The organism is Ruegeria sp. BA2 (assembly GCF_056539605.1).
Map to the genome: position 1 here is coordinate 439,337 of NZ_JBQFVE010000003.1, position 23,107 is coordinate 462,443.

Consider the following 23,107-nt stretch of genomic DNA (forward strand, 5'->3'; position numbering starts at 1 on the left):
GAGCATCATGCCCCTTGACCCAAACGACGCGCGACCAATGCGCCAATCGACATTTACGTAGACTCTTTTTGAATGAGCCTCAAAACTCAAAAGAAAAGCGGTGAATAGTGGGCGATAGGTTTGTCCTCATGACGGGTCTTTACCGTGAGAGAGTTTTTTCAGTACCTTCTGCATTCGGGGACAATGTGTCCCCGAGTTGCATTTAGCCCGCCGGCCAATAGCCAACTAGATTAGTCAGCCGTCATCTGTGATAAAGTTGGAAGAACGAGCTAGACGAGGACATTGGACAGTTTGCAGAGCATCGTTTTGCCGGCTTGCTTTTCGCGTGGGGCTGAACAGCTTGGGTTCGAAACCCAATTTGTCATTCAGTTAATGAGAGCAGCTTCGATGCGGCGGATAAACGGGCGAGCAGGACTTGGTTTGTATCTTCTGTCAGCAAGCTCAGGGAAAATCTCTATCAACTCCTGATATACGTCAAGATCTGCATTGAGTATGTGTTCACCTGCGAAAAAGCTTTCGAGTAGGGCATCCTCGCAGTTTACGATTTCGTGTTTGTCAAACATGATGTGGATGTAGTTTACCGTATCACAAGGGTCACGGCAGACTTGGTCTCCATCACACAGATGTTTGGCGGCACAGAGCAACTCGGGTGCATGGAAATACAGTTCACAGCGCCAACCAGAAACCAGCATTCGATGCTGGGGTGATACACGCAGCTCGCGACGGTTCCCGATTGTACCAGGCGCAAACCGGATTGGGGAATGCTTGCCCCGCCCGCAAACAGAACGTTTGCCAATCCATCTCACGGGCTGCGGTCCATGATCCAGCGTTTCAACCAGATCACCAACTTTCAGGTCTTCGATTAGGCGATCACCGCTCGGGGTGCGAATTTGCGTTCCCTCAGTGAAACATGCGATTTCGACTGTCTCGATACTCAGATAGGTGAAACTCCGGCCGTTCGGTAGGTTGGCCGTCCCGCCTGTAGATCCAGGAGAAAACGGAGTGAATGTAGAGCCCGGAGGCAAAATCAACCGGTCGTTCCCATTGCCGCCATCAACGAAACTTGTGTTCAATCCGGCGTATATGACGTCTCTCCCGCCGCCGCCGTCCAGATTGCCACTGCCGTCTTCCGCAAAAAGCGTGTCGCGACCGCCGCCTCCACTGAGATTGTTATTTCCTGAACCGCCGCGCAGGATATCTTGACCCTGACCGCCAAAGATATTGTTGTCGCCTGAACCGCCTTGCAGGGTGTCATTGCCACGCCCACCGCTGATGCTTCCGCCAAGCGAACCGCTATCGACAAGGGTATCGTTGCCTCGCCCGCCGCTATACCCTCCTGCGTTCAGACCAACGGACCCGCTTACATTGTCATCGTTGTTGTTGCCGGTGTACTCGACAAACTGGCTGAATGACCCACCGGCAAGATCGGCATCCGTATAAGTCGTGACCGTGCCTGTGCTTGTGTTGGTGAAGGTAATGGAGCTTCCAGTCATTGTGACTTGGATAGCGTTGCTCAGCCCCGATGCATCAATCGTACTATCGGCGCCAATATCCAGCGCAGCCCAAAAAGCGGGATCGTTAATATCTGCATTGGTTAGAGTGATAAAAACCGGCATGTCGCGATCCGCTCTTCAAATAGGTCAGTATGGTGCAATCACTTTTGAGGTACATCCTACCCGACCGGCCGTTCAAACCCAACCTTCGGCAAGACGACGCAAAAGAGTTGGGTATGGCAAAGTCGGGCTTTCTTGTAGGTAATTCGAAAGAACGGAGAACTCTGAGAATTGTACTTGCTCCAACCAGCTGCTTAGCGGAGCAGGCGGCCCAGGGAGGATCGGGCCGCCATTCTCAATAAGCAGGTTAGCCGTTATCTGGCGGAAGTATTCCCGCTTCTTGCGCAATCTGAATCTCATCCTGATCCAGAGAACCATCTCCATTGGTGTCCATTACCGTAAATGTATCGGCATCAACGTTCGGCGCAACAGCTTGCACCTCTTCAATCGTCAAAACACCATCTCCGTTGGCGTCCGCAGATTGAGCTGCGGCCAGAGTGGGCAGCCCGAAGGCAACTGTTGCAACTGTGGCGACAAATTTAGGTTTCATTCCATGTCTCCTAAGCAAGTTTTGAGTGTGTGTGTCCAGACAGGCACCAGAAACACCCAAACGCACTGTGCTTCACCCGCAATGAGTGTGTAGGTCGGTTTTGCGCCAATCTCCGCGTGTTTGTGAGAGTCGTATCCGCAAACACCTGCTCGGCAAAATTCCCCCACGGTGATTAGGCGGTTTCCGCCCCAGCCGAAGCAGGCCACACAGCAAGGCTCCGCTCAGAATTCCCAGACTCGAAATGCACCAATGTCGACTTTGAGTCATCAGTTGGAATCTGAGTCCGTTGCCGTCGCGCAGATTGCTCTGAGGCAATCAATGCAGTCACCGAATGCTGCCGTTCCGCTCTCTGAGAGGCTGTAGACAGTATGTGGCCGTCCTTCGAGCACCATTCGGCTATGCAGGTATCCGGCTGCGCTGAGGGTCTTGTCAGAAGAACTTTGGTTGAGCGGGGTAGGGGTGTTGCGTAGCTTTTGTCCATGACCAGACCTGCCTCTTTCAAATACTTCAAAACCAGCCCCGAGATCATCCGCCTTGCGGTGATGCTGTACATCCGTTTCCCGCTCTCGCTTCGCAATGTCGAAGATTTGTTGCACGAGCGAGGCATCGACGTGAGCCACGAAACTGTCCGGTATTGGTGGAACAGGTTCGGCCCGATGTTTGCTGCTGAGATCCGAAGAAAGCGGGTTCAGCAACTCCGAGCCTTTTCAAAATGGAAGTGGCACGTGGACGAGGTTTTTGTGAAGGTGAACGGCAAGCGGCATTGTCTTTGGCGGGCTGTTGATCACGAAGGCGAGGTACTGGAAGCCATTGTCACCAAACGCCGAAACAAGCAGGCCGCATTGAAATTCCTCAGGAAATTGATGAAGCGACACGGTAAAGCTGAAGTAGTAGTCACCGATCGCTTCGCGTCGTATCAGGCCGCTCTCAGAGAGCTGGGCGCTACCAAAAAACAGCAGACGGGCAGGTGGCTCAATAACCGGGTTGAGAACTCGCACCTGCCGTTCCGACGACGCGAACGCGCGATGCAACGATTCAGGCGCATGCGAAGTTTACAGAAATTCGCCTCCGTCCACTCCTCCGTTTACAACCACTTCAACCAGGAAAGATCGTTAGCCAGCCGAGACACCTTCAAACTGACCCGCGCCGCCGCTCTTGCAGAGTGGCGTCAACTTTGTTCCGGTTAGGATCGCGGTTTCCGCGGCAAACTGAGACTGGTTCGAATTCGTCTGACAGCACCGACGTTAGGGCTAATTGCAGCGAAGGTCTGCACCGAGCCCAGATCTACCGAATGCTGCGACCTTCACCAATTGCGCACAAGTGCGCAAAGCTGACATTTACCATTTTGGGAACAGCTATATTTTGCCATTTGACATACCATTTTGATGCTACGGCGTGGCCCTTCGTTCCGGGCATTCAGTGCGCAGGGCAGAATTCTAAGTTTGTTTTGATTGGTCGTTTCAAAACGACGAAGGAGTACATGCGCTGATCACTTTGCATTGCGTATCACCGGCATTCCGAAACCTGTGTGGCAGTATGCTTGAAAAATAGTACGCGTCCCCTGGACCCAGAACCCTGGACTGCCCATCTACCGTCACTTCAAGACGGCCTTCAATCACAACCGCGCATTCCTCACCTTCGTGAGACAGTTCAGCTCGACCCGAGTCAGCACCTACTTCGTACTCCTCAATCAGCATCTGTAGTTTCCTGTCTCGGCGCTCACCTGCAACCAACAGATAGGAGACTCCAGGTGACCCAAGATCGCGCATGGTTCCATGGGGAAAGTAAAAGCTGTCTTCATTTTTGAGTTCAAAACTAAAAAAGAACCCCAGATTAATATCAACGCCAGCGAGGATCTTCTTGAGCAAAGCTACTGAGGGTTGGGTCGATCCACTTTCGATCTGAGAAATTGTCCCGCTACCAACTCCAGCACGCTTGGCCATCTCACGCTGGCTGAGACCCTTTGAGGTACGAATCAGTTTCAGGCGACGAGCCGTTTCCAAATCTGATGACAAAACCGTTACCTCAGTGATTTCTCGCTTTTGATCGAAAGCACTTTATGTGAGCACGGACTGTTTTTCAACAACTTACAGATTCCCACAAAGCCGGGTGTGCGGAATGCCTGAACTCTGCAAAGATTTGGCATCAAATGAAAATCTGCCTCACGAGGAATGAACGTGCTTGATCAACCCAACACAATGTCATCGTTTTGGATGCCGTTTTCGGCCAATCGTGATTTCCTTCGCGAGCCCCGAATGATCCAGTCAGCCAACGGGATGTATTACACCAGTTCTGATGGCCGAGAGGTCATGGATGGTACCGCCGGACTGTGGTGCGTCAACGCAGGTCATCGTGATCCACTGATCGTCGAAGCGGTACAGAGGCAGGCGCACGAGTTGGATTACGCACCGAACTTCCAGTTCTCCCACCCTCAGGCGTTTGAGTTGTCGGCAAAGCTGACCGCGATGATGCCTGAGGGAATGAACCACGCCTTTTTCACCAACTCTGGCTCCGAGTCCGTTGATACGGCGCTCAAGATTGCGCTGCATTATCACCGGATGCGCGGTGACGGGGCCCGCACCCGTTTGATCGGGCGAGAGCGCGGCTACCACGGCACCGGCTTCGGCGGAATCTCGGTCGGCGGTATTGTTAAGAATCGTATGCATTTTGGCACGCTTCTCACCGGTGTCGATCACCTGCGCCATACCCATGATCTGGAGAAAAACGCGTTCTCACGTGGATGCCCGCAACATGGGGCAGAACTTGCGGACGATCTGGAACGGTTAGTCGCGCTTCACGATGCGTCGACCGTTGCAGCCGTGATCGTTGAGCCGATGGCCGGGTCCACCGGTGTGCTTCTGCCGCCGAAAGGATACCTAAAGCGGTTACGGGAAATATGTGACCGGCATGGAATTCTGCTGATATTCGACGAGGTCATCACCGCCTTTGGTCGTTTGGGTGCCGCGACTGCATCGGAGTATTTCGATGTGAAGCCGGACATCATAACGACGGCAAAAGGCCTAACCAACGGTGTCATCCCAATGGGGGCTGTCGTCGTTTCCGATGCGATTTATAACTCGGCGATGGAAAACGCAGATGCGCCGATTGAGTTGTTCCACGGCTATACCTACTCGGCCAACCCGGTGTCTTGCGCTGCAGCTCTGGCGACACTGGAAAGTTACAAGCAGAACGATCTGTTCCGCCGCGCAGCGTTGCTGTCGGGGCCTTGGGAGGATCAGCTTCACGGCCTCAAAGGCCTGCCAAATGTCATCGACATTCGCAATTTGGGACTGGTGGGCGCAATCGAGCTTGCACCACGAGAGGGCGCGCCAGGGACAAGGGGCTATGATGCGATGAAACGGGCCTGGGACGCCGGTCTAATGATCCGGGTCACCGGTGACATCGTCGCCCTGTCGCCGCCGCTGATCATCTCGGAACCTGAAATTACGACACTCTGTCAAACACTTGGAGAGGTATTGGCTGACCTGCCATAACCCCTGACTTCTAACACCAAAAAGGACTGACATCATGAAAGATGCATCCCCGATCGCTTTGATCGGCCACTACATTAATGGCCAAATCACTGCTCCATCCGGTGAAAAGACCCAGCCGGTATTCAACCCCGCAACCGGGGCACAAACCGGCGCGGTGTCGCTGGCGAACGTCCAGACAGTCGACGACGCAGTGGCCGCGGCAAAAGCATCGTTCCCGAAGTGGTCGAACACACCGCCAATCCGCCGCGCACGTCTTATGAACAACTTTCTGGCTCTGGTGCGTGAGCACAAGGACGAATTGGCGCGCGCCATCACCGTCGAGCACGGCAAGGTTTTCACCGACGCCCAAGGCGAGGTTGAGCGCGGTATTGATATCATCGAGTTTGCCTGCGGCATCCCGCAACTCCTCAAGGGCGATTACACGGAGCAGGTCTCCACTGGCATGGACAACTGGACCACGCGTCAAGCGTTGGGGGTTGTCGCCGGGATCACTCCCTTCAACTTCCCGGTGATGGTGCCGATGTGGATGTTCCCGATCGCCATCGCCGCAGGCAATACCTTTATCCTAAAGCCGTCGCCGACCGACCCGTCCGCTGCGCTGCTGTACGCGGATCTGATGCAGAAGGCCGGTTTCCCTGATGGTGTGTTCAACGTCGTACAAGGTGACAAGGTCGCGGTGGACGCGTTGTTGGAGAACGACGACGTCAAGGCCGTGTCCTTCGTCGGTTCGACCCCGATTGCGAACTATATCTACGAAGTTGGTGCTCGGCACGGCAAACGGGTTCAGGCTCTGGGTGGCGCAAAGAACCACATGCTGGTGATGCCCGATGCCGACATGAACAAGGCTGCCGACGCCCTGATTGGTGCGGCCTTCGGATCGGCGGGCGAACGCTGCATGGCGATCTCGGTTGCTCTGCTGGTTGGCGATGCTGCCGACAAGCTTATCCCGGTTCTGAAAGAGCGCGCCGAAACCCTGAAGGTCAAAAATGGCCTTGAGCTGGATGCCGAGATGGGCCCGATCGTTACGGCCGCTGCGCGTGACCGGATCAAGGGTTACATCGACTCTGGCGTTGCAGAAGGTGCTGACCTGCTGGTCGATGGCCGCGACTACAGCGTCGAAGGGCATGAGGGAGGATTCTTCCTGGGTGGCACTCTGTTCGACAATGTCACGACAGACATGAAGATCTACAAGGAAGAGATCTTTGGCCCGGTTCTGTCCTGTGTCCGCGTCTCGAACTTTGCCGAAGGCCTGCAACTGATCAACGACCACGAGTTTGGCAACGGCGTGTCGCTGTTCACCCGTGACGGCAACGCTGCACGTGAGTTTGGCAAGCAGGTTCAGGTCGGCATGGTCGGTGTCAACGTTCCGATCCCGGTTCCGATGGCCTGGCATGGTTTTGGCGGCTGGAAGAAGAGCCTGTTCGGCGACATGCACGCCTATGGCGAAGAGGGTGTTCGTTTCTACACCAAGCAGAAATCCATCATGCAGCGCTGGCCTGAAAGTATCTCGGAAGGTGCCGAGTTCGTCATGCCAACGGCAAAATGATCATCCGATCCAAGGAGTGAAGAACATGTTCATTGGTGTTCCCAAGGAAATCAAGAACCATGAATATCGGGTTGGCCTGACCCCCGAGAGCGTCGCGGAACTGGTTTCTCATGGTCATAACGTCATCGTGGAAACCAATGCCGGCATCGGCATTGGGGCTGATGACGATGCCTATCGTGCCGCTGGTGCCGAGATTGCTGAAACAGCAGCCGATATTTTCGCCAATGCCGAGATGATCGTGAAGGTGAAAGAGCCCCAGGCCGTTGAACGCGCCATGCTGCGGGAAGGTCAGATCCTTTACACCTATCTGCATCTGGCCCCCGACCCGGAACAGACCAAAGATTTGGTCGACTCGGGCGCTGTCTGCATCGCTTACGAGACAGTCACCGACGATAATGGCGGTCTGCCCCTGCTGAAACCGATGAGCCAGGTTGCCGGTCGCATGTCGATCCAGGCTGGTGCCAGCGCGTTGGAGAAAGCAAAGGGGGGCCTGGGCGTATTGCTGGGCGGTGTACCCGGTGTGAAGCCCGGCAAAGTTGTGGTCATCGGTGGCGGTGTTGTTGGGTTCAACGCGGCTCAGATGGCCGTCGGCTTGCACGCGGACGTAACCATTCTAGACCGCAATCCGGCAGTGCTTGAGAAGCTGGAGAACCATTTCGAGGCGTCCGCCAAGGTTGTTTATTCGACCAAAGCCGCGCTGGAGGAAGAGGTCACCAATGCCGATCTGGTTATCGGCGCGGTTCTGATCCCCGGTGCTGCTGCGCCCAAGCTAGTCACGCGCGATTTGATCTCGAAAATGAAACCCGGAGCGGTCGTCGTGGACGTGGCGATTGACCAGGGCGGCTGCTTTGAAACGTCCAAAGCCACCACTCACGCAGAGCCTACCTATGTGGTCGACGATGTAGTTCACTACTGCGTCGCCAACATGCCGGGCGCAGTCGCCCGAACCTCGACCTATGCACTGAACAACGTCACGCTGCCGCACGCTCTGGCTATTGCCAACAACGGCTGGAAGCAGGCGCTTGCAGACAATCGTCACCTGATGGACGGCCTGAACGTGGCCCACGGCAAGGTGACGTACAAGGCTGTGGCCGATGACCTTGGATACGAGTTCATCGCCCCGGAACTTTGCTGACACCAGCAAATTTATCGCCCGCTTCGGCATGTTGCCGGGTGGGCGTTACTCGTCAACCAGGAGGAGATACCCGATGAGTTTTAATAAGTTTACCAAAGGTATGGCAGCTGGCGCACTGAGCGCGCTGATGTCAACTGCCGCATTCGCGGAAGACATGACGCTGCGTTTTGCCGGCGTGTTCCCGATCGACCACCAGGGCACGAAGATGATGGAGCAGGTCGCAGCAGATGTGGCAGCTGCGGATGTCGGCCTGACGGTCGAAGTCTTCCCGGCAAACCAGTTAGGTTCTGGTGAAGCGCTGTTCGAAGATGTTGCACGCGGCAATATCGACCTGGCTTCGGCATTTATCTATGCCGATACCGATCCACGCCTGGAATTCCTGTCAATGCCGTTCCTGCTGGGCGGCTGGGATGACATGGAAAGCACACTTCTGAACATGGATTCCGAGTTCAACACCATCCTGCAGGAAATCACCGACGAATACGGTGTTCGCGTCATGGCGCAGAACCCAGAAGGGTTCATCGGTATTGTTGCTTCGCAAGAGCCAGAGAACTGGAGCAACTTTGACGACAAGGGCATGAACATTCGTGTTTGGTCGTCCAGCGTCGTAAAATCGATGGTTGAAGAGCTGGGCTACCAGGCGACAACCATGGCTTGGGGCGACATCTTTCCGGCACTTCAGGCCGGTATCGTAGATGGCGCAATCTGCTGCACAAAGACAGCAACCTATTCCATCTTCGCTAAATCGGATGTTGGGACCCACTTTGTCGAGTATAACTCGATCTCGGAACTCACGACATTTTACGCCTCTCAACGGACGCTCGACAAGCTGAACGACGAGCAGCGCGCGGTGCTGCAGGCGGCGATGACCAAAGCCTCCGAAGACTTCTTTGCTTACAACCGCGAGAATGACGAAGTGTTCGGTCAGAAACTGCTGGACAAAGGCTACACCATCCTGCGCCTGAACGACGAAGAGCAGGCTGCAATGGCCGCACATGTCCAGGAGACGGTCTGGCCTTCGATGGCTCAAAACGTCGGTCAGGACATCATCGACCGGCTGCTGGCAGCTAAAGAACAACAATAAATACTAAAAGAAGGGCCAGCACGTCAGTTGGCCCTTCTTTGTCTTTGGCTCAACAAAGGGAGGGAGAAAGATGTCTAGCTCGGAAGCTGACCGTCCATTGGTCGTCGAAAGCGCAGAGAACAAGACTTCGCAAAAAATCACCGACGAGCTGCCAGTTGTTATCGGGTACCCATTGAAAGCAGTCGCGTTTGTCATGAGACAGATCGTCATGTTTTCCGGTTTCCTGATGGCATTCACGTTTGGGGCTGTTGTTGTCATCCGGTATGGGTTTGGGGGCGATCTTTTCGCCTATGAAGAATGGCTTCTGGGCATCAGCATCATCGGCTTTTTTGCAGGCGCTGTTTTGGCCTCTGCACGCAACCTGCATATCAACGCAGATATTCTTGGCATCGTGATACAGAACCCCAGACTGATCTGGTGGCGCGGCTTTGTCGTCCTGACGATTGAGGTACTGGTGATCCTGTTCCTCATGTACGCGTGTTATGTCTCGCTGCTCGATGACTTCTCTTTCCCACGGTTGCGCGCAACCCCGGTGCTGCGAATTCCGTTTGTCACTTGGCGGATTTTTATCATGATAGCCTTTGGCTTCATGGCAACGTTTACGGCTGCTTATCTGTACGTACATATCCGTAAGGGGCTGGGTCTGCCCCTGAGATCAGAAATGCAAAAAGGAGAAGCCCAATGATTATTGGAGGAAGTCTCCTAATCGTCTGCCTTATGCTGCTGTTGGGTGTAAGCGTATATGTGGCATTCGGAGCGGTCCTGATCTTCATCGCCCTTGTTGGGGACCAAGGCATCACGGGCTATCTGCCGACCGGCTCTACGGGCATCCGTTCCCTGGTGCTTCTGGCGATCCCGCTCTTCATGATCGCTGGTGGCATCATGGAAAAGGGTAAGATCGCAGCCCCTCTTGTCTCGTTGGCTGAAATGTTCATCGGCCATATCAAAGGAGGTCTTAGCGCTGCGGGTGTATTGGCCTGTGGTGTATTTGGCTCCATTTCCGGTAGCGCGAATGCGACGCTGACCTGTATTGGCGGCATCATGATGCCCCACCTGAAAAAGGCCAACTATCCAGGCGGGCAATCAGCGGCACTGATCGTGGCTGCAAGTCCGCTGGGCCTTTTGATCCCGCCAAGCTCTACGATGATCCTTTATGGCTGGGTCGCACAGCAACACGTCCTGAAGTGCTTTCTGTCTACGGTTCTGCCAGCGTTCATCCTGATCACGCTGCTGATTGTGGTCAATCAGTTCATGCTGCGGAAATACGACAACATTAATCTGACGGAACGTCCAAAGCCATTCCTGCCAACCTTCGGTGTCCAGGCGCGTTTGGCCGGGCCTGCACTGATGATGCCGCTTATCATTCTGGGTGGTATCTATGGCGGCATCATGACACCGACCGAGGCCGCCGGTATTGCAGTGGTCTACTCGATCCCGATCGCGATCTACTTCTACCGTGGTCTGACCTGGAAAACGCTGGCTCAAACCATCCAAAACTCGGGCGTTACGATTGGCGTAGTCATGGTCATGATCTTCATGGTTCTGATCGTATCCGATAACCTGATTGCGCAAGGTGCGCCACAGCTGGCAAAACAAATGGTCTATTCAGTATCTGAAAATCCGATTGTGGTTCTGTTGATGATCAACATCGTGTTGATCCTGATCGGGATGCTGATGGACGATATCTCGGGTCTGCTTTTGGCGACACCGATCTTGCTGCCCATAGCGCAGAGCACTGGCATGGATCCGATCCATTTTGCGGCTGTGATCGGCGTGAACCTGGGTATGGCCAACATCACTCCACCTACAGCGCCGCTTCTCTATCTTGGCGCTCAGGTCTGCGATGAACCGGTTTCGCGTATGCTGTGGCCGACTTTGGTGTTCATCGTTTTTGCATGGTTACCAACGCTGATGCTGACGACCTTTGTCCCAGAGTTGGCTCTGTTCTTGCCAGACCTACTGCTGGGTAGGTAGCGCGAGAAGGCACAAAATACCAAGAACACGCCCAAGAGCGCACCCCTGTCTGACGACTGGGGTGCGAGAACTCTCTCAAAGACAATCTGTGAGAGACAGATTTACAGCAGAAAAACGGAATCCTTCAACCAGAGGTTAGAAATGTACAACAACATCTTAGTGGCCCTATCGCTTGAACACGGCATCAGTGAACATGCGCTTTCGACTGCACGCGCCCTTGTGTCCGAAGGTGGTACAATCACCGCCGCACACATTCATGAACCGCCCAACAGACAGATTATGTACTACATGGATGACGGCATTGCCGAAAAATCTCTCCAAAAGGCAAAGGCACGCTTGTCCGAACGCTTGGAAGGTGAATACGGGGTCTCATCTGTCCTGATCGAAAGCCAATCGGCTGGGCGAGCGATCACTGAATACGCCAACAAACATGGCATCGACTGTATCGTGCTTGCTTCGCATAGACCTGGGATGAAGGAGTTCTTTTTGGGATCAACAGCCGCTCTTGTTGTTCGCCACGCTCAGTGTTCGGTGCATGTACTCCGCCTGTAGACTGTTCGGTTGACAATATCGGCAAAAAACCGACACCGCGCTTGGCTCCCATCGAACTGAGATGCTGGTCTAAGATTTACGTCGTGTCAAACGCCGGCGACATCATCCATTGTCTTGGGCAAGCCCGCCTGACTTAAGCGCTATCCGGGTTGATTTAAGGATTTGAGAAACGGAGGATTTCCGGTCCATCCAAATCAACGTGGATGTGGCTATGTTTTATTTGTTAGATCGGAATTGTGTCCGGGAGTGGATAGGTAAGAAGCGGCCGGATGCTGACCTTGACAATCAGATCCTGAGCGACGGCTTTGTCCGCATGGCAGCCGTTCGTCAGATCGGATCCAATGACCGCTCCGAACCCATTTTCAGACACTCCAACTCGAACCAACCTTCGGGTATTCGCGATTTTTGGGCCTATGGCGGCGACAAGGTGATCTTTGGAAAGGCACTTGATGCACCACCGACCGAACCAGAATTGGAAGGTCCGGTCGGTCGCTCTGAATAACGGAAAAGGTCTTGTCAGAAGAACTTTGGTTGAGCGAGTTAGGGTTGTTGCGTAGCTTTTGCCCATGACCAATCCGGCCTCTTTCAAGTACTTCAAAACCAGCCCAGAGATAATCCGCCTTGCGGTGATGTTGTACATCCGCTTCCCGCTCTCGCTTCGGAATGTCGAAGATTTGTTGCACGAGCGAGGCATCGACGTGAGTCACGAGGCTGTCCGATATTGGTGGAACAGGTTTGGCCCGATGTTCGCTGCTGAGATCCGAAGAAAGCGTGTTCAGCAATTGAGAGCATACTCCAAATTGAAGTGGCACGTGGACGAGGTTTTCGTGAAGGTGAACGGCAAGCGTCATTATCTTTGGCGGGCCGTTGATCACGAGGGTGAGGTGCTGGAAGCCGTTGTCACCAAGCGCCGAAACAAAGCTGCAGCACTGAAATTCCTCAGGAAATTGATGAAGCGACACGGTAAAGCGGAAAACGTCGTCACGGATCGCTTCGCCTCATACAGAGCCGCGCTCAGAGAGCTGGGCGCGCTCGAAAAACAACAGACGGGAAGGTGGCTCAACAACCGCGTCGAGAACTCGCACCTGCCGTTTCGACGGCGTGAACGCGCGATGCAGCGTTTCAGGCGCATGCGAAGTTTGCAGAAATTCGCCGCCGTCCATTCCTCCGTCTACAACCACTTCAATCAAGAAAGATCCCTCACCCGCCGAGACACCTTCAAGTTGACCCGCGCCGCCGCTCTTAGCGAGTGGCGTCAACTTTGTTCCGGATAGGTTCGCGGTTTCCGCGGCAAACTGAGACCGGTTCGAATTCGTCTGACAGCACCCGAGAGAGGGTCAGACGGCGGTAGAACCTCAGCGTCAAGCTTGAAAACTCGTTGAATATTGCTGGGAGGGCCGATGTCGGACCAATCCTGAGAGCGGCCCCAATGACCGCTCGCAACCACAAACCAGTCTCATCGCCAATGCCGTCGGATGACTGCTTCGAGCCCAAAGGCGACTTCGGCAATGACCGCAGCATTCGTCGAAAAGGGCGGAAAGCGGTCTTTCGCTGCACGTGCAATGGAAACCTTTCTTCGGGGGAAAGCGGATGTTGGATTTCGTCCAATGCACGGGGTGTTGCATTTAGACGCCAGGGAATTCGCCAATACCAGCAGTCGGCTTTCCAAGAACATGCTGTTTTTCTGTCTCAAATCTGAGCGTCCCGAAATCTCACAATTTGAATTTTCCGGGGAAAAGTCCGCACAAGAAACGTCTGATAAGATCAACAGAGCGTCGTCGTGAAAAACCCTGCATATCTGTTAGGTAATTGACCCACATACCTTCCAGCAAAGCCAGCGTTCCGGCGGTGGCATCGTCCACCAAGTTTGGGTCACGCTCGTTTTTTTGAGCTATCTCCTTAAATGCAAGCCGCAAGGTCTCGACAAGTTTTTGATCTTGGGTGCTGCTGTAGCGGGCAATACCTGGATGTGAGCTCGCGATGCCGCGGAATGCATGCCAGATTTTCGTACTTCTTGGATTGAGCAGAGCTTCGGATAGGTCCGCCTCGATCACGGCCATCACACGGTCTTCGGGCGATGCATCCGAACCCAGGTCGGTCAATTTGTCCATTTCGGCATAATATTGAGCACTGAAATGCTGGGCTGCTGCCGTCAGCAAATTGTCCTTCCCGCCGAAATGTAAATGGATCATTCCGCGCGATAAACCAGAACGCTCGCAGATGCGGCTGACCGTCGTATCGGTGACACCAATATCCGCGATAGAGTCCAGAGTCGCCTTGATCAGAAGTTGCTTATTGGCATCCGGAGCACGTTTCGAGCCACGTTTTCTTCCTCTGACGTTTTCCACTTTATTCAATAATTCCATCCTCTTGATGGCATCCCTCAAGTCTATCTCACATGAAGATTGACACGAAAGACCGTTCTGGCGCAACATTTAATGGACGATCGTCCATTAGTGACTCGTGAAAATCCGGAAAGGAGGTTGGGTAATCTTTCGTAGCGAAGCATCCCGGGGCTATACCCTCAGCGCACCAGCCACGGCTTACGTGGGTTTTCTGGTGACGGCTCCATTGTTGATCCTGATCGCCTATTCGTTCTGGACGCAATCTTACGTAACGCTCGACAAGACGCCGACACTAAAAAATTATAGCGACGCGTTTGCAGATCCTCTGGTCCGACACTTGATGCTAAGGTCGATCTGGATTGCCGGAGCAGTAACAGCAGTTACCGTCGCACTGGCATATCCCATCGCTTATTTCATCGCGATGAAGGCCCGGAAAAAGACCATCTGGCTTCTGCTCATCACCATTCCATTCTGGTCTAGCTACCTCCTGCGCGTTTTTGCCTGGAAACTCATTCTAGGGTTCAATGGAGTGATGAACTCCGCACTGTTGATGCTTGGCTTGATTGACGAACCGCTGGACTTCCTTCTCTACAATGAATTTGCAGTCGTGCTGACGCTTGCTCATGCCTGGGCGCCATTTGCGATCCTGCCGATCTATGTCTCATTGCAGAAGATCGATCCAAGCTTACTAGAAGCCGCCACCGACCTCGGTAACAGCCCTTTTCAACGCTTCATGCGGGTGACGCTGCCACTAACCATCCCGGGGATTATTGCTGCTTGTCTGATCATATTTATCCCCACGGTAGGTGACTATGTGACCCCGGCACTGGTTGGAGGGTCGGACGGGAAGATGATCGCCAACCTAATTCAGGTGCAGTTCGGGGCCGCCAACAACTGGCCACTCGGCGCCACCCTTTCACTGATCGCGATGCTATCGGTTGGCTTTGTCGCTATAGTGTTTGTAATTACCGCCACCCGGCTAGGGAGGCGCATAAGATGAGACGCCCTTCGACCCTGACAGCCTACGTTTTTCTGTATTTGGTTTTTCTTTACCTGCCCGTCCTTTTTCTGCCCTTGTTTTCATTCAATAGCGGCACAATAGTTGCCTTTCCGATCAAGGGCTGGACGCTGGACTGGTATCGGAAGCTGGGCGAACAGGATACCTTGATCCAGGCCCTTTGGAATTCGCTTGGCGTCGGCACCGTCGTGGCACTTCTGTCTACCGCAATGGGGTTGTTCGCCGCTCGCGCCTTTGTTCGGTACCGTTTTCGGGGTCAGCGTGCTGCCGAAGGTCTGGTGATGCTGCCTTTGGTTATTCCCGGCATTATAGTTGCTTCTTCAATGCTGGTTCTGTTTCTGTTTGTCGGACTCAAGCCGTCTTTGCTGACCGTCGTTCTGGGCCATACATTTCTTGCGCTGCCGTTTTCCGTCTCGATCCTGAAGTCTGCGTTCGATGACTTCGATGCGTCGCTGGAGGAAGCATCTTACGATCTGGGCGTCGGCGTATTCGACACCTTCCGCCGCGTGACGCTTCCGGTTGTTTCCCCGGGTATCGTAGCCAGTTTGTTGGTCACTTTCACAGTCAGCTTCGACGAATTCGTCCTCGCCTTTTTCCTGTCCGGCAACCAACCAACCTTGCCAGTATACATCTGGAGCCAGATTCGTTTCCCCGCCAAGCTTCCAAACGTTTTGGCCCTAGGCTCTATCCTGCTGCTTACATCGGTCCTGCTTTTGGTGCTGGCTGAGTATTTCCGGCGCCGCTCATCCGCATCAGAGGTCAGATGACAGACAAAAACATCATAGAACTCAGGGGCGTCGAAAAGCGCTATGGTACATTCCTGGCGGCTAGCGGGATCAATCTCGATCTTAAAGAAGGCGAGTTTTTCTCACTCCTCGGCCCATCGGGATGTGGCAAAACCACGGTATTGAGGATGATCGCGGGATTCCAAGAGCCGACCAAAGGCACTGTGCTGATCGACGGTCAGGATATGGATGGTGTGCCTGCCAATAACCGGCCGACCAACATGGTATTTCAGAGCTATGCTATCTTCCCGCACCTGAATGTCGGGAACAACGTGGCCTATGGATTACGCGGCAAGGCCCCCAAAGCCGAAATCGACCAGCGCGTAGCTGAAGCCTTGGAAATGGTCGAGTTGGGGGGGCTTGAGGATCGCGGCGCAAGTGAGTTGTCAGGCGGGCAACGGCAAAGGGTGGCGCTCGCCCGCGCGCTGATCATGCGACCCAAAGTATTGTTGCTGGATGAGCCCTTGTCGGCCTTGGACAAGAAGCTGCGCGAGCAGATGCAATTTGAAATGCGCAATCTGCAGCAATCGCTGGGTATTACCTTTGTGATGGTCACACACGACCAATACGAGGCGATGACAATGTCTGACCGCATTGGCGTGATGTTCAATGGGCGCCTCAAGCAGGTGGATACGCCAACAACGCTTTACGCCCGGCCTTGCGATCAGCAGGTTGCCAGTTTCATCGGTGAGATGAACATTCTGCCTGCCCAGTTGCTAAAGGAAAATGGCGATACGCTTTCAATCCACGCGAAGGCCTTTGGCCAAATGGAAATTGGAAGAAACCCCAACGTTGCAACCAGCGCCCGAGATATGAACATCGGTATTCGACCCGAACAATTAGAAATCACCGCTGAAAAACCCGAAGACTATCCATCAACCGTTCAGGGCAAAGTCAGCAATGTGGCCTTCTATGGCGAGAACATTCACTACCACATTCAGGTTGCGGAAGCCGACGCGCCGATCGCGGTCTCGGTTCCGAACTACTTTCACACGGTTGATTTCAATCGCGGCGACGCAGTTTGGCTGGGAGTCCAAAGCGCCAGCGTGATCGATCTTGGCACAGACACAGAATAAGACAATGGGAGGAAAAAATGAAACTTCAGGGAATTGCGGCTTTCGCATGTGCGGCGGCGATAAGTGCAGGAAGCGCCAGCGCCGGTGGAGCTGATCTGACGGTTTTTGACTGGTCGGGATATGAAGACCCGGGCTTCTTTGCCAGCTACATGGAAAAATACGGGAATGAGGCACCGAGCTATTCCTATTTCGGAAGCCAGGAAGAAGCCTTTACCAAGCTGAGTTCCGGTTTTACTGCTGATCTGGCACATCCTTGTTCCGACGCGGTCAGAAAATGGGTCGCAGCAGATCTGATTCAGCCGCTGGATGAAAGCAAACTGACCAATTGGGCCGATGTACTGCCCGAGATCAAGGAGGTCGACGCCATCGTTCTGGACGGCCAGCTTTACATGTTGCCGTTCGAATGGGGGAACACGGGCCTTATCTATCGCACTGACAAGATCTCGGGCGACGATATCTCACTGCAATTGCTGGCCGACCCGGCCTATGCCGGTAAGATCGCTATCCCGGATGCCGCATCATCTGCGTATGCGTTAGCGGCGCTGGCTACTGGAAATGCTGACGACTACACCAACTTGAGCGATGAGCAGTTCAAGGAAGCGTCTGACTTTCTGCGCTCGATCCACCCGAACATGCGCTTTTACTGGTCCGACGCAGGTCAGTTTGACCAGGCAATGACCAGCGGCGAGATCGAATTGGGTTGGGCCTGGAACCAGTCAGAACTAAACCTGATCTGGAATGAGGTGCCGGCCGCGATGATGCGAGACGTCGACAAGGGTATCGCGACCTGGGCGTGCGGCTATGTGCATCTGAAATCATCCACGACACCGGTCGATCAGGTCTATGATCTGTTGAACGCGCTTACCGACCCGGCCAGCGGTCAGTACATCATCGACAACTGGGGCTACCCGCATTCCAACGCAAAAGCGTTCGAAGTTGCCGATCAGGCCAACATCGAAGCCTATGGTTTCTCCGATCCAAAAAGCTTCTTCGAGGGCAGTTTGTTCTTTGATGCGGTGAACCCCGAGCTTGAGGCAAAAATGCTGGCGGAGTTTGAACGGATCAAAGCCGGCTTCTGATTCAACAATATCTCCGGGGCCAACCAGCCCCGGAACACAAACACAGGAAAACGCGTGAACATGTCAGACGCGAACCCATATGCTATGCTCTTGGAACCGGTTCAGATCGGGCCAGTCACTGCCAGGAACCGCTTCTATCAGGTGCCTCATTGCACCGGGTTGGGGCACCTCCGACCAAGGGCGGATGCTGCCGTTCGTGGAATGAAGGCCGAAGGCGGGTGGGCGGTGGTTTCCAATCAGGAGACCGAGATTCACCCGACTTCTGACCTTTCTCCTTACGCCGAAGGGCGGCTATGGGACGCGCGCGATGTGCCGGCGTTGCGGCTGATGACAGACGCAGTACATGCACATGGTGCACTGGCGGCTATCCAGCTGGTTCATAACGGCAATCATGCGCAAAACCTGCTAACCCGCGCCCCGGTTCTTGCACCTTCCGAAATGTCCGTCGACACGACACACCCCAAGCAGGCGCAGGCTATGGATAAGGCCGACATTCGGGAATTCCGCCGTTGGCACCGCGAGGCCGCCTTGCGCGCGAAAGATGCCGGGTTTGACATCATTTATGTGTATGCCGGGCACAACATGACATTGGCGCAGCATTTCATGCTGCCACATATGAACCAGCGTAGCGATGAATATGGTGGGTCGCTCGAAAATCGCGTGCGTCTGACACGTGAACTGCTGGAAGACACTCACGAAGCCGTGGGCGACAGCTGCGCTGTGGCGTTACGTTTTGCTATTGATGAGATGATGGGTGCCAGGGGCATGCAGGCAGCAGAAGAAGGCCGCGCCATTGTCGAGCTCTTGGCTGATCTTCCTGACCTATGGGATGTGAATGTGGCTGACTGGTCCAATGACAGTGCCACGACTCGTTTTCAGCCAGAGGACGGATATCAGAACGCGTTTCTGTCCCACGTTAAGCAGATCACCCGCAAACCTGTGGTTGGTGTCGGCCGCCTGACGTCGCCTGACATGATGTTGTCGATGGTCAATAAGGGAATTGTCGACCTTATCGGAGCCGCGCGACCTTCCATAGCGGACCCGTTCATTCCGAAAAAGATTGAGAAGGGTCGCATTGACGAAATCCGCGAATGTATCGGCTGCAATATCTGCGTCTCATCCGACAATCTGGGCATCCCGATCCGCTGCACTCAAAACCCCACCATGGGTGAGGAATGGCGGCGCGGTTGGCACCCCGAGATCATCGCGCCGAAAAAGAGCAACGCGGACACTTTGGTTGTTGGCGGTGGCCCTGCCGGTCTTGAATGCGCCATGCAGTTGGCAAGGCGAGGATATCAGGTAACGTTGGCCGAGGCGTCAGCCGAATTGGGCGGGCGGGTTACGAAGGAAAGCAAACTTCCCGGCCTCGCAGCTTGGTCCCGCGTCGTCGACTATCGTCTGCATGATTTAAAGCAACGCGGCAACGTTCAGCTGTTCACTGACAGCAGGCTTGATGGCGATCAAGTGGCAGAGCTGGACGTCGAACACGTCTTTGTGGCCACCGGCAGCCTTTGGCGAACCGACGGCATGGGCCGTAACACCCAGCGCCATGTGCCACAGATCGAGCAAAGCGCCAATGTGCTGACGCCTGATGACATCATGAATGGTGTTCTACCGCCGGATGGCCCGGTCATGATCTATGATGACGATCATATCTATCTGGCAGGAGTGATCGCCGAAAAACTTGCGACTGCAGGATACCAGGTGGTCTTTGTCACGCCGCAGAGTTTGGTTTCAGCTTACTCCATCAATACTTTGGAGCAGCCTCGCATTCAGGCCCGTCTGATGGAGCTTGGTATCGACATTCGTTGCAATCAGGTGCTGACGGCGGTTCAAGGTGACATGGCCCGCATCGGTTGTGCCTTTACTGGTCGCGAAATGGATATTCCATGTGCCTCGACAATTCTGGTCACTGAACGTCAGCGTGAGACGACGCTATATGACAGCTTGCGCGGGCTCAGGTTGAAAACCGTCGAACTTATTGGCGATGCCGCTTCTCCAGGGCTGATCGTCGACGCAGTCTTCGCAGGCCACCGCGCGGCCCGTGATTTTGAACGCCCCAAGGCAGAAGCAGATCAGGATTGGTTTCGCCGCGAGATAATCGATTTGGAGGAAACGAGATGAACAGCCGACCATTTGAGTTGGATGCGCTGATAGCCTCGCACCAGTACGGCCACGCCCTGCCGCGCGAATTCTATACCTCCCAAGACATCTATAACTATGACATTGCCCGGGTCTGGAACCGCAACTGGCTTTGGGCAGGGCATGTCAGTCAAATCCCAAGCCCCGGTGACTACTTCCTGTTCGACTATGGCCCGGAGAGCATTATCATTGTTCGCGACCGCGATGGCGATATTCGCGCTCATTTGAATGTCTGCCGCCATCGGGGTTCTCGGGTTTGCACGGAACAGTCTGGCAACGCCCGTGTTCTTGTTTGCCCCTACCACGCCTGGACATATGAGCTTTCGGGAAAACTTCGTGCGGGCCACAATATGGGGGCACATTTTGACCCTTCCAAATTCGGGCTCTTTCCCGTTCAGGTAAATGTCTTCAAAGGCCTGATTTTTGTCTGTGCGGATGCAAATACGCCATCGCTTGATCCTGTCCTCAGCCAGCTTTCGCCACTCGTCGAACCCTATGGTTTTGACGATCTGAAAGTGGCGCATACGGCGTCATTTCCCGTTCCCGCGAATTGGAAGCTGGCGGTTGAGAACTATCTTGAATGCTACCACTGCGGACCAGCACACAAAGAATACTCTCGCTCTCATAGCCTGAAATCGCCGCAAGACATGGCTGGATTGGTCGAACCGCTAAAAGCAAAGGCTGAGGAAGTCGGCCTGACACCTGGTGAATTGGCACTTGTCGGCGCGGCCGCACCAACCCCGTTCACCAGCGGCTACTATCGGCGATATCCGCTTTATCAAGGCTATAAAACCGGCAGTAAAACGGGCGAAGCACTTGCGCCTTTGCTTGGAACGCTAAAAGGTTTCGATGGTGGCGCAACTGACTTTGATGTCGGCCCGTTGAATTGGTTCCTGATCTATTCGGATCACATGGTCGGCTACCGCTTCATTCCGCGTGGCCTACAGGAAACCGACATTCAGGTGGTCTGGTTGGTTCGCGCTGATGCTGAAGAAGCCCAGGATTACAACAAGGAAGACCTGACCTGGCTTTGGCATGTCACATCTTTGGATGACGAGCGCATCATTCGCCACAACCAGTCCGGCGTAAACTCTCAATACTTCAAACCGGGCCCCTTGGGCGAAATGGAAACCTCTATCCAGGATTTTTATGAATTCTATTTCACCATGATTAGCCCGGAACCAGAACAAAGGATGGCCGGTCATGGCTGAGGCAAAATCTCGCCGTCGCGGTGGCGGCGGGCGCGCCGCACGCATAAAGGTGCAAGAGGCGACCACGGGCAATGAGGCTGTACGTGGGGGCCTAAGTGGCGGACGCTACAAACCGCTCACTCAAACAGATATGAAGAACATTCACCAAGCGGCCTTAACCGTTCTGGAAAACACCGGCGTTACCGACCATTTTCCAGAACTGCTTGATCTAGTGCTTCCCAAAGGCGCGGTGATGAATGAACTCAATCGGCTGTGCTTCCCCCGTGCCCTGATGGAAGACATCCTGGCTGGCGCCGCCAAGGAGTTTTACGTCTATGCCCGCGGAGAGCGTGAAGGCAAAGACGACATGCATTGTTCGGCAGAGAGCGTTTACTTCGCCAACTCTGGAACCGCCGTCACCACCTTCGATTCCCAGACCAAGTCTTACCGCCCATCGGTCCTGCGCGATGTTTATGATTTCACCCGTCTCGTGGACCGTTTGGACAACATCCATATGCTGGGCGACACAGTTTTGGCTACCGATGTGACCGATGATTTCGCCCACGATATGAACACCATATATGCAATGCTCGCAGGCAGCCAAAAACCTGCCTGTCTGACCTTTCGCGACCGCAGCCATATTCCGCATGCCATCCGCATGTTTGATTTGGCTCACGGTGGTGAAGGGGCATTCATGAAGAAGCCAAGCGTTATTTTTGGCGGCTGCCCTATGGTTTCGCCCCTGCGGATCGGCAAAGAAAACATGGAAATCCTGATTGATACCGCCAAGCTTGGCCTGACGGTCGATCTGGCTGTGCCTCCGCAGGCTGGGGCCACAGCCCCCGCGACGCTTGCGGGAACACTGGTTCAGACCGTGGCCGAAACGCTGGCCTGTGTTGCGATCGTAAACCTCATCACACCAGGCTGTCCGGTCTGCTTTGCCGCCTGGCCTTTTATCACTGATCTGCGCAGCGGATCGTTCACTGGCGGCAGCGGAGAGCAGGCCCTGATCGGGGCGGCAGCCATTCAAATGGGCAATTTCTATGGCCTTCCCACATCTGTTGGCGCAGGCATGACCGATGCCAAACTACCTGACGCGCAATACGGGTTGGAAAAGGCGCTGACCTTCACGCTTGCCGCTCATGCCGGCGCCAATCGTCTGTGCGAATTCGGGGGGATGATCGGCAGCCTGATGGGATGCAGTTTTGAAAGCATGGTTATTGATGACGAAGCGGGCGGTATGATCCTGCGATCGTTACGCGGGATAGAGGTCACAGATGAAACTATGGCAGTGGATGTGATCCACCAGTGCGCTATTGATCCTGGTCACTTCCTCGGCAACCCGCATACGCTGAACTATATGAACAGCGAATTCGTCTACCCGCGGCTTATGGATCGTGAGCGTACAGATACATGGGAAAACGAAGGCAAAACTGATCTGATGGACCGTGCCCGTGATAAGGCCAATTCCATTCTCGACAGCCATTTCCCCAACTACTTCGGCGCCTCAGACGCTCAGGTGCGCAAAGAGTTCCCAATTGTGATGAGCGCAGAAAGCATGGCCCGCCGTGGATAACTCTAACG

Annotated in this window: 21 protein-coding genes; 17 read left to right on the forward strand and 4 right to left on the reverse strand. The window is 54.4% G+C overall.

Going from position 1 to position 23,107, the window contains the following annotated elements:
- Positions 1-365 precede the first annotated feature (365 nt).
- Positions 366-1,616 carry a Hint domain-containing protein gene (locus ACR0NN_RS09690; protein ID WP_170758954.1) on the reverse strand — a complete coding sequence of 417 codons (1,251 nt, stop codon included), beginning with the start codon at positions 1,614-1,616 and terminating at the stop codon, positions 366-368.
- A gap of 244 nt (positions 1,617-1,860) precedes the next feature.
- The gene (locus ACR0NN_RS09695) at positions 1,861-2,103 is read right to left on the reverse strand and encodes a penta-EF hand family protein (RefSeq protein ID WP_170687594.1); all 243 of its coding nucleotides are present in this window, start codon (positions 2,101-2,103) and stop codon (positions 1,861-1,863) included.
- A 479-nt stretch (positions 2,104-2,582) separates the two neighbouring features.
- On the opposite strand from ACR0NN_RS09695, the gene ACR0NN_RS09700 reads away from it, so the two are divergent.
- Positions 2,583-3,290 (forward strand): IS6 family transposase, encoded by a 708-nt coding sequence (locus ACR0NN_RS09700; RefSeq protein WP_170720344.1) that lies wholly within the window; start codon positions 2,583-2,585, stop codon positions 3,288-3,290.
- Positions 3,291-3,563: 273 nt separating this feature from the next.
- Here ACR0NN_RS09700 and ACR0NN_RS09705 read toward each other — a convergent pair whose 3' ends face one another.
- Positions 3,564-4,118, reverse strand: coding sequence for a cupin domain-containing protein (locus ACR0NN_RS09705; RefSeq protein ID WP_480684512.1), 555 nt, complete (start codon positions 4,116-4,118; stop codon positions 3,564-3,566).
- A 156-nt stretch (positions 4,119-4,274) separates the two neighbouring features.
- On the opposite strand from ACR0NN_RS09705, the gene aptA reads away from it, so the two are divergent.
- The 9 genes from aptA to ACR0NN_RS09750 all read left to right on the forward strand — a co-directional run bounded on the left by aptA (position 4,275) and on the right by ACR0NN_RS09750 (position 13,162).
- Positions 4,275-5,597: an omega-aminotransferase AptA gene (gene aptA, locus ACR0NN_RS09710; RefSeq protein ID WP_480684514.1), complete on the forward strand. Its 1,323-nt coding sequence runs from the start codon at positions 4,275-4,277 to the stop codon at positions 5,595-5,597.
- 34 nt (positions 5,598-5,631) lie between these two features.
- Positions 5,632-7,143 (forward strand): CoA-acylating methylmalonate-semialdehyde dehydrogenase, encoded by a 1,512-nt coding sequence (locus ACR0NN_RS09715; RefSeq protein ID WP_480684515.1) that lies wholly within the window; start codon positions 5,632-5,634, stop codon positions 7,141-7,143.
- Positions 7,144-7,168: 25 nt separating this feature from the next.
- Positions 7,169-8,278 carry an alanine dehydrogenase gene (gene ald, locus ACR0NN_RS09720; RefSeq protein ID WP_480684517.1) on the forward strand — a complete coding sequence of 370 codons (1,110 nt, stop codon included), beginning with the start codon at positions 7,169-7,171 and terminating at the stop codon, positions 8,276-8,278.
- A 73-nt stretch (positions 8,279-8,351) separates the two neighbouring features.
- Entirely contained in the window at positions 8,352-9,362 is a 1,011-nt protein-coding gene (gene dctP, locus ACR0NN_RS09725) for a TRAP transporter substrate-binding protein DctP (RefSeq protein ID WP_480684556.1), read from the forward strand.
- A 70-nt stretch (positions 9,363-9,432) separates the two neighbouring features.
- Positions 9,433-10,047 (forward strand): TRAP transporter small permease, encoded by a 615-nt coding sequence (locus ACR0NN_RS09730; protein WP_170407643.1) that lies wholly within the window; start codon positions 9,433-9,435, stop codon positions 10,045-10,047.
- The gene (locus ACR0NN_RS09735; protein WP_480684518.1) at positions 10,044-11,336 is read left to right on the forward strand and encodes a TRAP transporter large permease; all 1,293 of its coding nucleotides are present in this window, start codon (positions 10,044-10,046) and stop codon (positions 11,334-11,336) included. Before ACR0NN_RS09730 ends, ACR0NN_RS09735 begins: the two co-directional genes overlap by 4 nt.
- A gap of 141 nt (positions 11,337-11,477) precedes the next feature.
- Positions 11,478-11,888 (forward strand): universal stress protein, encoded by a 411-nt coding sequence (locus tag ACR0NN_RS09740; RefSeq protein WP_480684520.1) that lies wholly within the window; start codon positions 11,478-11,480, stop codon positions 11,886-11,888.
- A 313-nt stretch (positions 11,889-12,201) separates the two neighbouring features.
- Positions 12,202-12,390 (forward strand): hypothetical protein, encoded by a 189-nt coding sequence (locus tag ACR0NN_RS09745; protein WP_170687618.1) that lies wholly within the window; start codon positions 12,202-12,204, stop codon positions 12,388-12,390.
- A 64-nt stretch (positions 12,391-12,454) separates the two neighbouring features.
- Positions 12,455-13,162, forward strand: a complete 708-nt coding sequence (locus ACR0NN_RS09750) for an IS6 family transposase (protein WP_480684522.1) — start codon at positions 12,455-12,457, stop codon at positions 13,160-13,162.
- Between the two features lie 438 nt (positions 13,163-13,600).
- On the opposite strand, the gene ACR0NN_RS09755 is transcribed toward ACR0NN_RS09750, so the two are convergent.
- Positions 13,601-14,236, reverse strand: coding sequence for a TetR family transcriptional regulator C-terminal domain-containing protein (locus ACR0NN_RS09755; RefSeq protein ID WP_480684558.1), 636 nt, complete (start codon positions 14,234-14,236; stop codon positions 13,601-13,603).
- A gap of 142 nt (positions 14,237-14,378) precedes the next feature.
- Here ACR0NN_RS09755 and ACR0NN_RS09760 point away from each other — a divergent pair, with 142 nt between their 5' ends.
- From ACR0NN_RS09760 to ACR0NN_RS09790, 7 genes are read left to right on the forward strand one after another with little or no spacing between them, the layout of a single operon-like run.
- A complete protein-coding gene (locus ACR0NN_RS09760) occupies positions 14,379-15,233 on the forward strand; it encodes an ABC transporter permease (RefSeq protein ID WP_170474779.1) in 855 nt (284 codons plus the stop codon).
- Positions 15,230-16,018, forward strand: coding sequence for an ABC transporter permease (locus ACR0NN_RS09765; protein ID WP_170720289.1), 789 nt, complete (start codon positions 15,230-15,232; stop codon positions 16,016-16,018). Before ACR0NN_RS09760 ends, ACR0NN_RS09765 begins: the two co-directional genes overlap by 4 nt.
- The gene (locus ACR0NN_RS09770; RefSeq protein WP_170646537.1) at positions 16,015-17,112 is read left to right on the forward strand and encodes an ABC transporter ATP-binding protein; all 1,098 of its coding nucleotides are present in this window, start codon (positions 16,015-16,017) and stop codon (positions 17,110-17,112) included. The genes ACR0NN_RS09765 and ACR0NN_RS09770 overlap by 4 nt, the downstream gene beginning before the upstream one ends.
- Before the next feature lie 17 nt (positions 17,113-17,129).
- Entirely contained in the window at positions 17,130-18,191 is a 1,062-nt protein-coding gene (locus tag ACR0NN_RS09775; RefSeq protein WP_170646536.1) for an extracellular solute-binding protein, read from the forward strand.
- A 60-nt stretch (positions 18,192-18,251) separates the two neighbouring features.
- Positions 18,252-20,315 carry an oxidoreductase gene (locus ACR0NN_RS09780; RefSeq protein WP_170720286.1) on the forward strand — a complete coding sequence of 688 codons (2,064 nt, stop codon included), beginning with the start codon at positions 18,252-18,254 and terminating at the stop codon, positions 20,313-20,315.
- Positions 20,312-21,544 (forward strand): aromatic ring-hydroxylating dioxygenase subunit alpha, encoded by a 1,233-nt coding sequence (locus ACR0NN_RS09785; RefSeq protein WP_170687612.1) that lies wholly within the window; start codon positions 20,312-20,314, stop codon positions 21,542-21,544. Before ACR0NN_RS09780 ends, ACR0NN_RS09785 begins: the two co-directional genes overlap by 4 nt.
- Positions 21,537-23,099, forward strand: coding sequence for a trimethylamine methyltransferase family protein (locus tag ACR0NN_RS09790; protein ID WP_170687613.1), 1,563 nt, complete (start codon positions 21,537-21,539; stop codon positions 23,097-23,099). Before ACR0NN_RS09785 ends, ACR0NN_RS09790 begins: the two co-directional genes overlap by 8 nt.
- Positions 23,100-23,107: the final 8 nt, after the last annotated feature.

Excerpts from the sequence above, each read along its gene's own strand:
- ACR0NN_RS09690 (WP_170758954.1), bottom strand. The coding sequence starts at position 1,616 with ATGCCGGTTTTTATCACTCTAACCAATGCAGATATTAACGATCCCGCT.
- ACR0NN_RS09695 (WP_170687594.1), bottom strand. The coding sequence starts at position 2,103 with ATGAAACCTAAATTTGTCGCCACAGTTGCAACAGTTGCCTTCGGGCTG.
- ACR0NN_RS09700 (WP_170720344.1), top strand. The coding sequence starts at position 2,583 with ATGACCAGACCTGCCTCTTTCAAATACTTCAAAACCAGCCCCGAGATC.
- aptA (WP_480684514.1), top strand. The coding sequence starts at position 4,275 with ATGAACGTGCTTGATCAACCCAACACAATGTCATCGTTTTGGATGCCG.
- ACR0NN_RS09715 (WP_480684515.1), top strand. The coding sequence starts at position 5,632 with ATGAAAGATGCATCCCCGATCGCTTTGATCGGCCACTACATTAATGGC.
- ald (WP_480684517.1), top strand. The coding sequence starts at position 7,169 with ATGTTCATTGGTGTTCCCAAGGAAATCAAGAACCATGAATATCGGGTT.
- dctP (WP_480684556.1), top strand. The coding sequence starts at position 8,352 with ATGAGTTTTAATAAGTTTACCAAAGGTATGGCAGCTGGCGCACTGAGC.
- ACR0NN_RS09730 (WP_170407643.1), top strand. The coding sequence starts at position 9,433 with ATGTCTAGCTCGGAAGCTGACCGTCCATTGGTCGTCGAAAGCGCAGAG.
- ACR0NN_RS09735 (WP_480684518.1), top strand. The coding sequence starts at position 10,044 with ATGATTATTGGAGGAAGTCTCCTAATCGTCTGCCTTATGCTGCTGTTG.
- ACR0NN_RS09740 (WP_480684520.1), top strand. The coding sequence starts at position 11,478 with ATGTACAACAACATCTTAGTGGCCCTATCGCTTGAACACGGCATCAGT.
- ACR0NN_RS09745 (WP_170687618.1), top strand. The coding sequence starts at position 12,202 with ATGGCAGCCGTTCGTCAGATCGGATCCAATGACCGCTCCGAACCCATT.
- ACR0NN_RS09750 (WP_480684522.1), top strand. The coding sequence starts at position 12,455 with ATGACCAATCCGGCCTCTTTCAAGTACTTCAAAACCAGCCCAGAGATA.
- ACR0NN_RS09765 (WP_170720289.1), top strand. The coding sequence starts at position 15,230 with ATGAGACGCCCTTCGACCCTGACAGCCTACGTTTTTCTGTATTTGGTT.
- ACR0NN_RS09770 (WP_170646537.1), top strand. The coding sequence starts at position 16,015 with ATGACAGACAAAAACATCATAGAACTCAGGGGCGTCGAAAAGCGCTAT.
- ACR0NN_RS09775 (WP_170646536.1), top strand. The coding sequence starts at position 17,130 with ATGAAACTTCAGGGAATTGCGGCTTTCGCATGTGCGGCGGCGATAAGT.
- ACR0NN_RS09780 (WP_170720286.1), top strand. The coding sequence starts at position 18,252 with ATGTCAGACGCGAACCCATATGCTATGCTCTTGGAACCGGTTCAGATC.
- ACR0NN_RS09785 (WP_170687612.1), top strand. The coding sequence starts at position 20,312 with ATGAACAGCCGACCATTTGAGTTGGATGCGCTGATAGCCTCGCACCAG.
- ACR0NN_RS09790 (WP_170687613.1), top strand. The coding sequence starts at position 21,537 with ATGGCTGAGGCAAAATCTCGCCGTCGCGGTGGCGGCGGGCGCGCCGCA.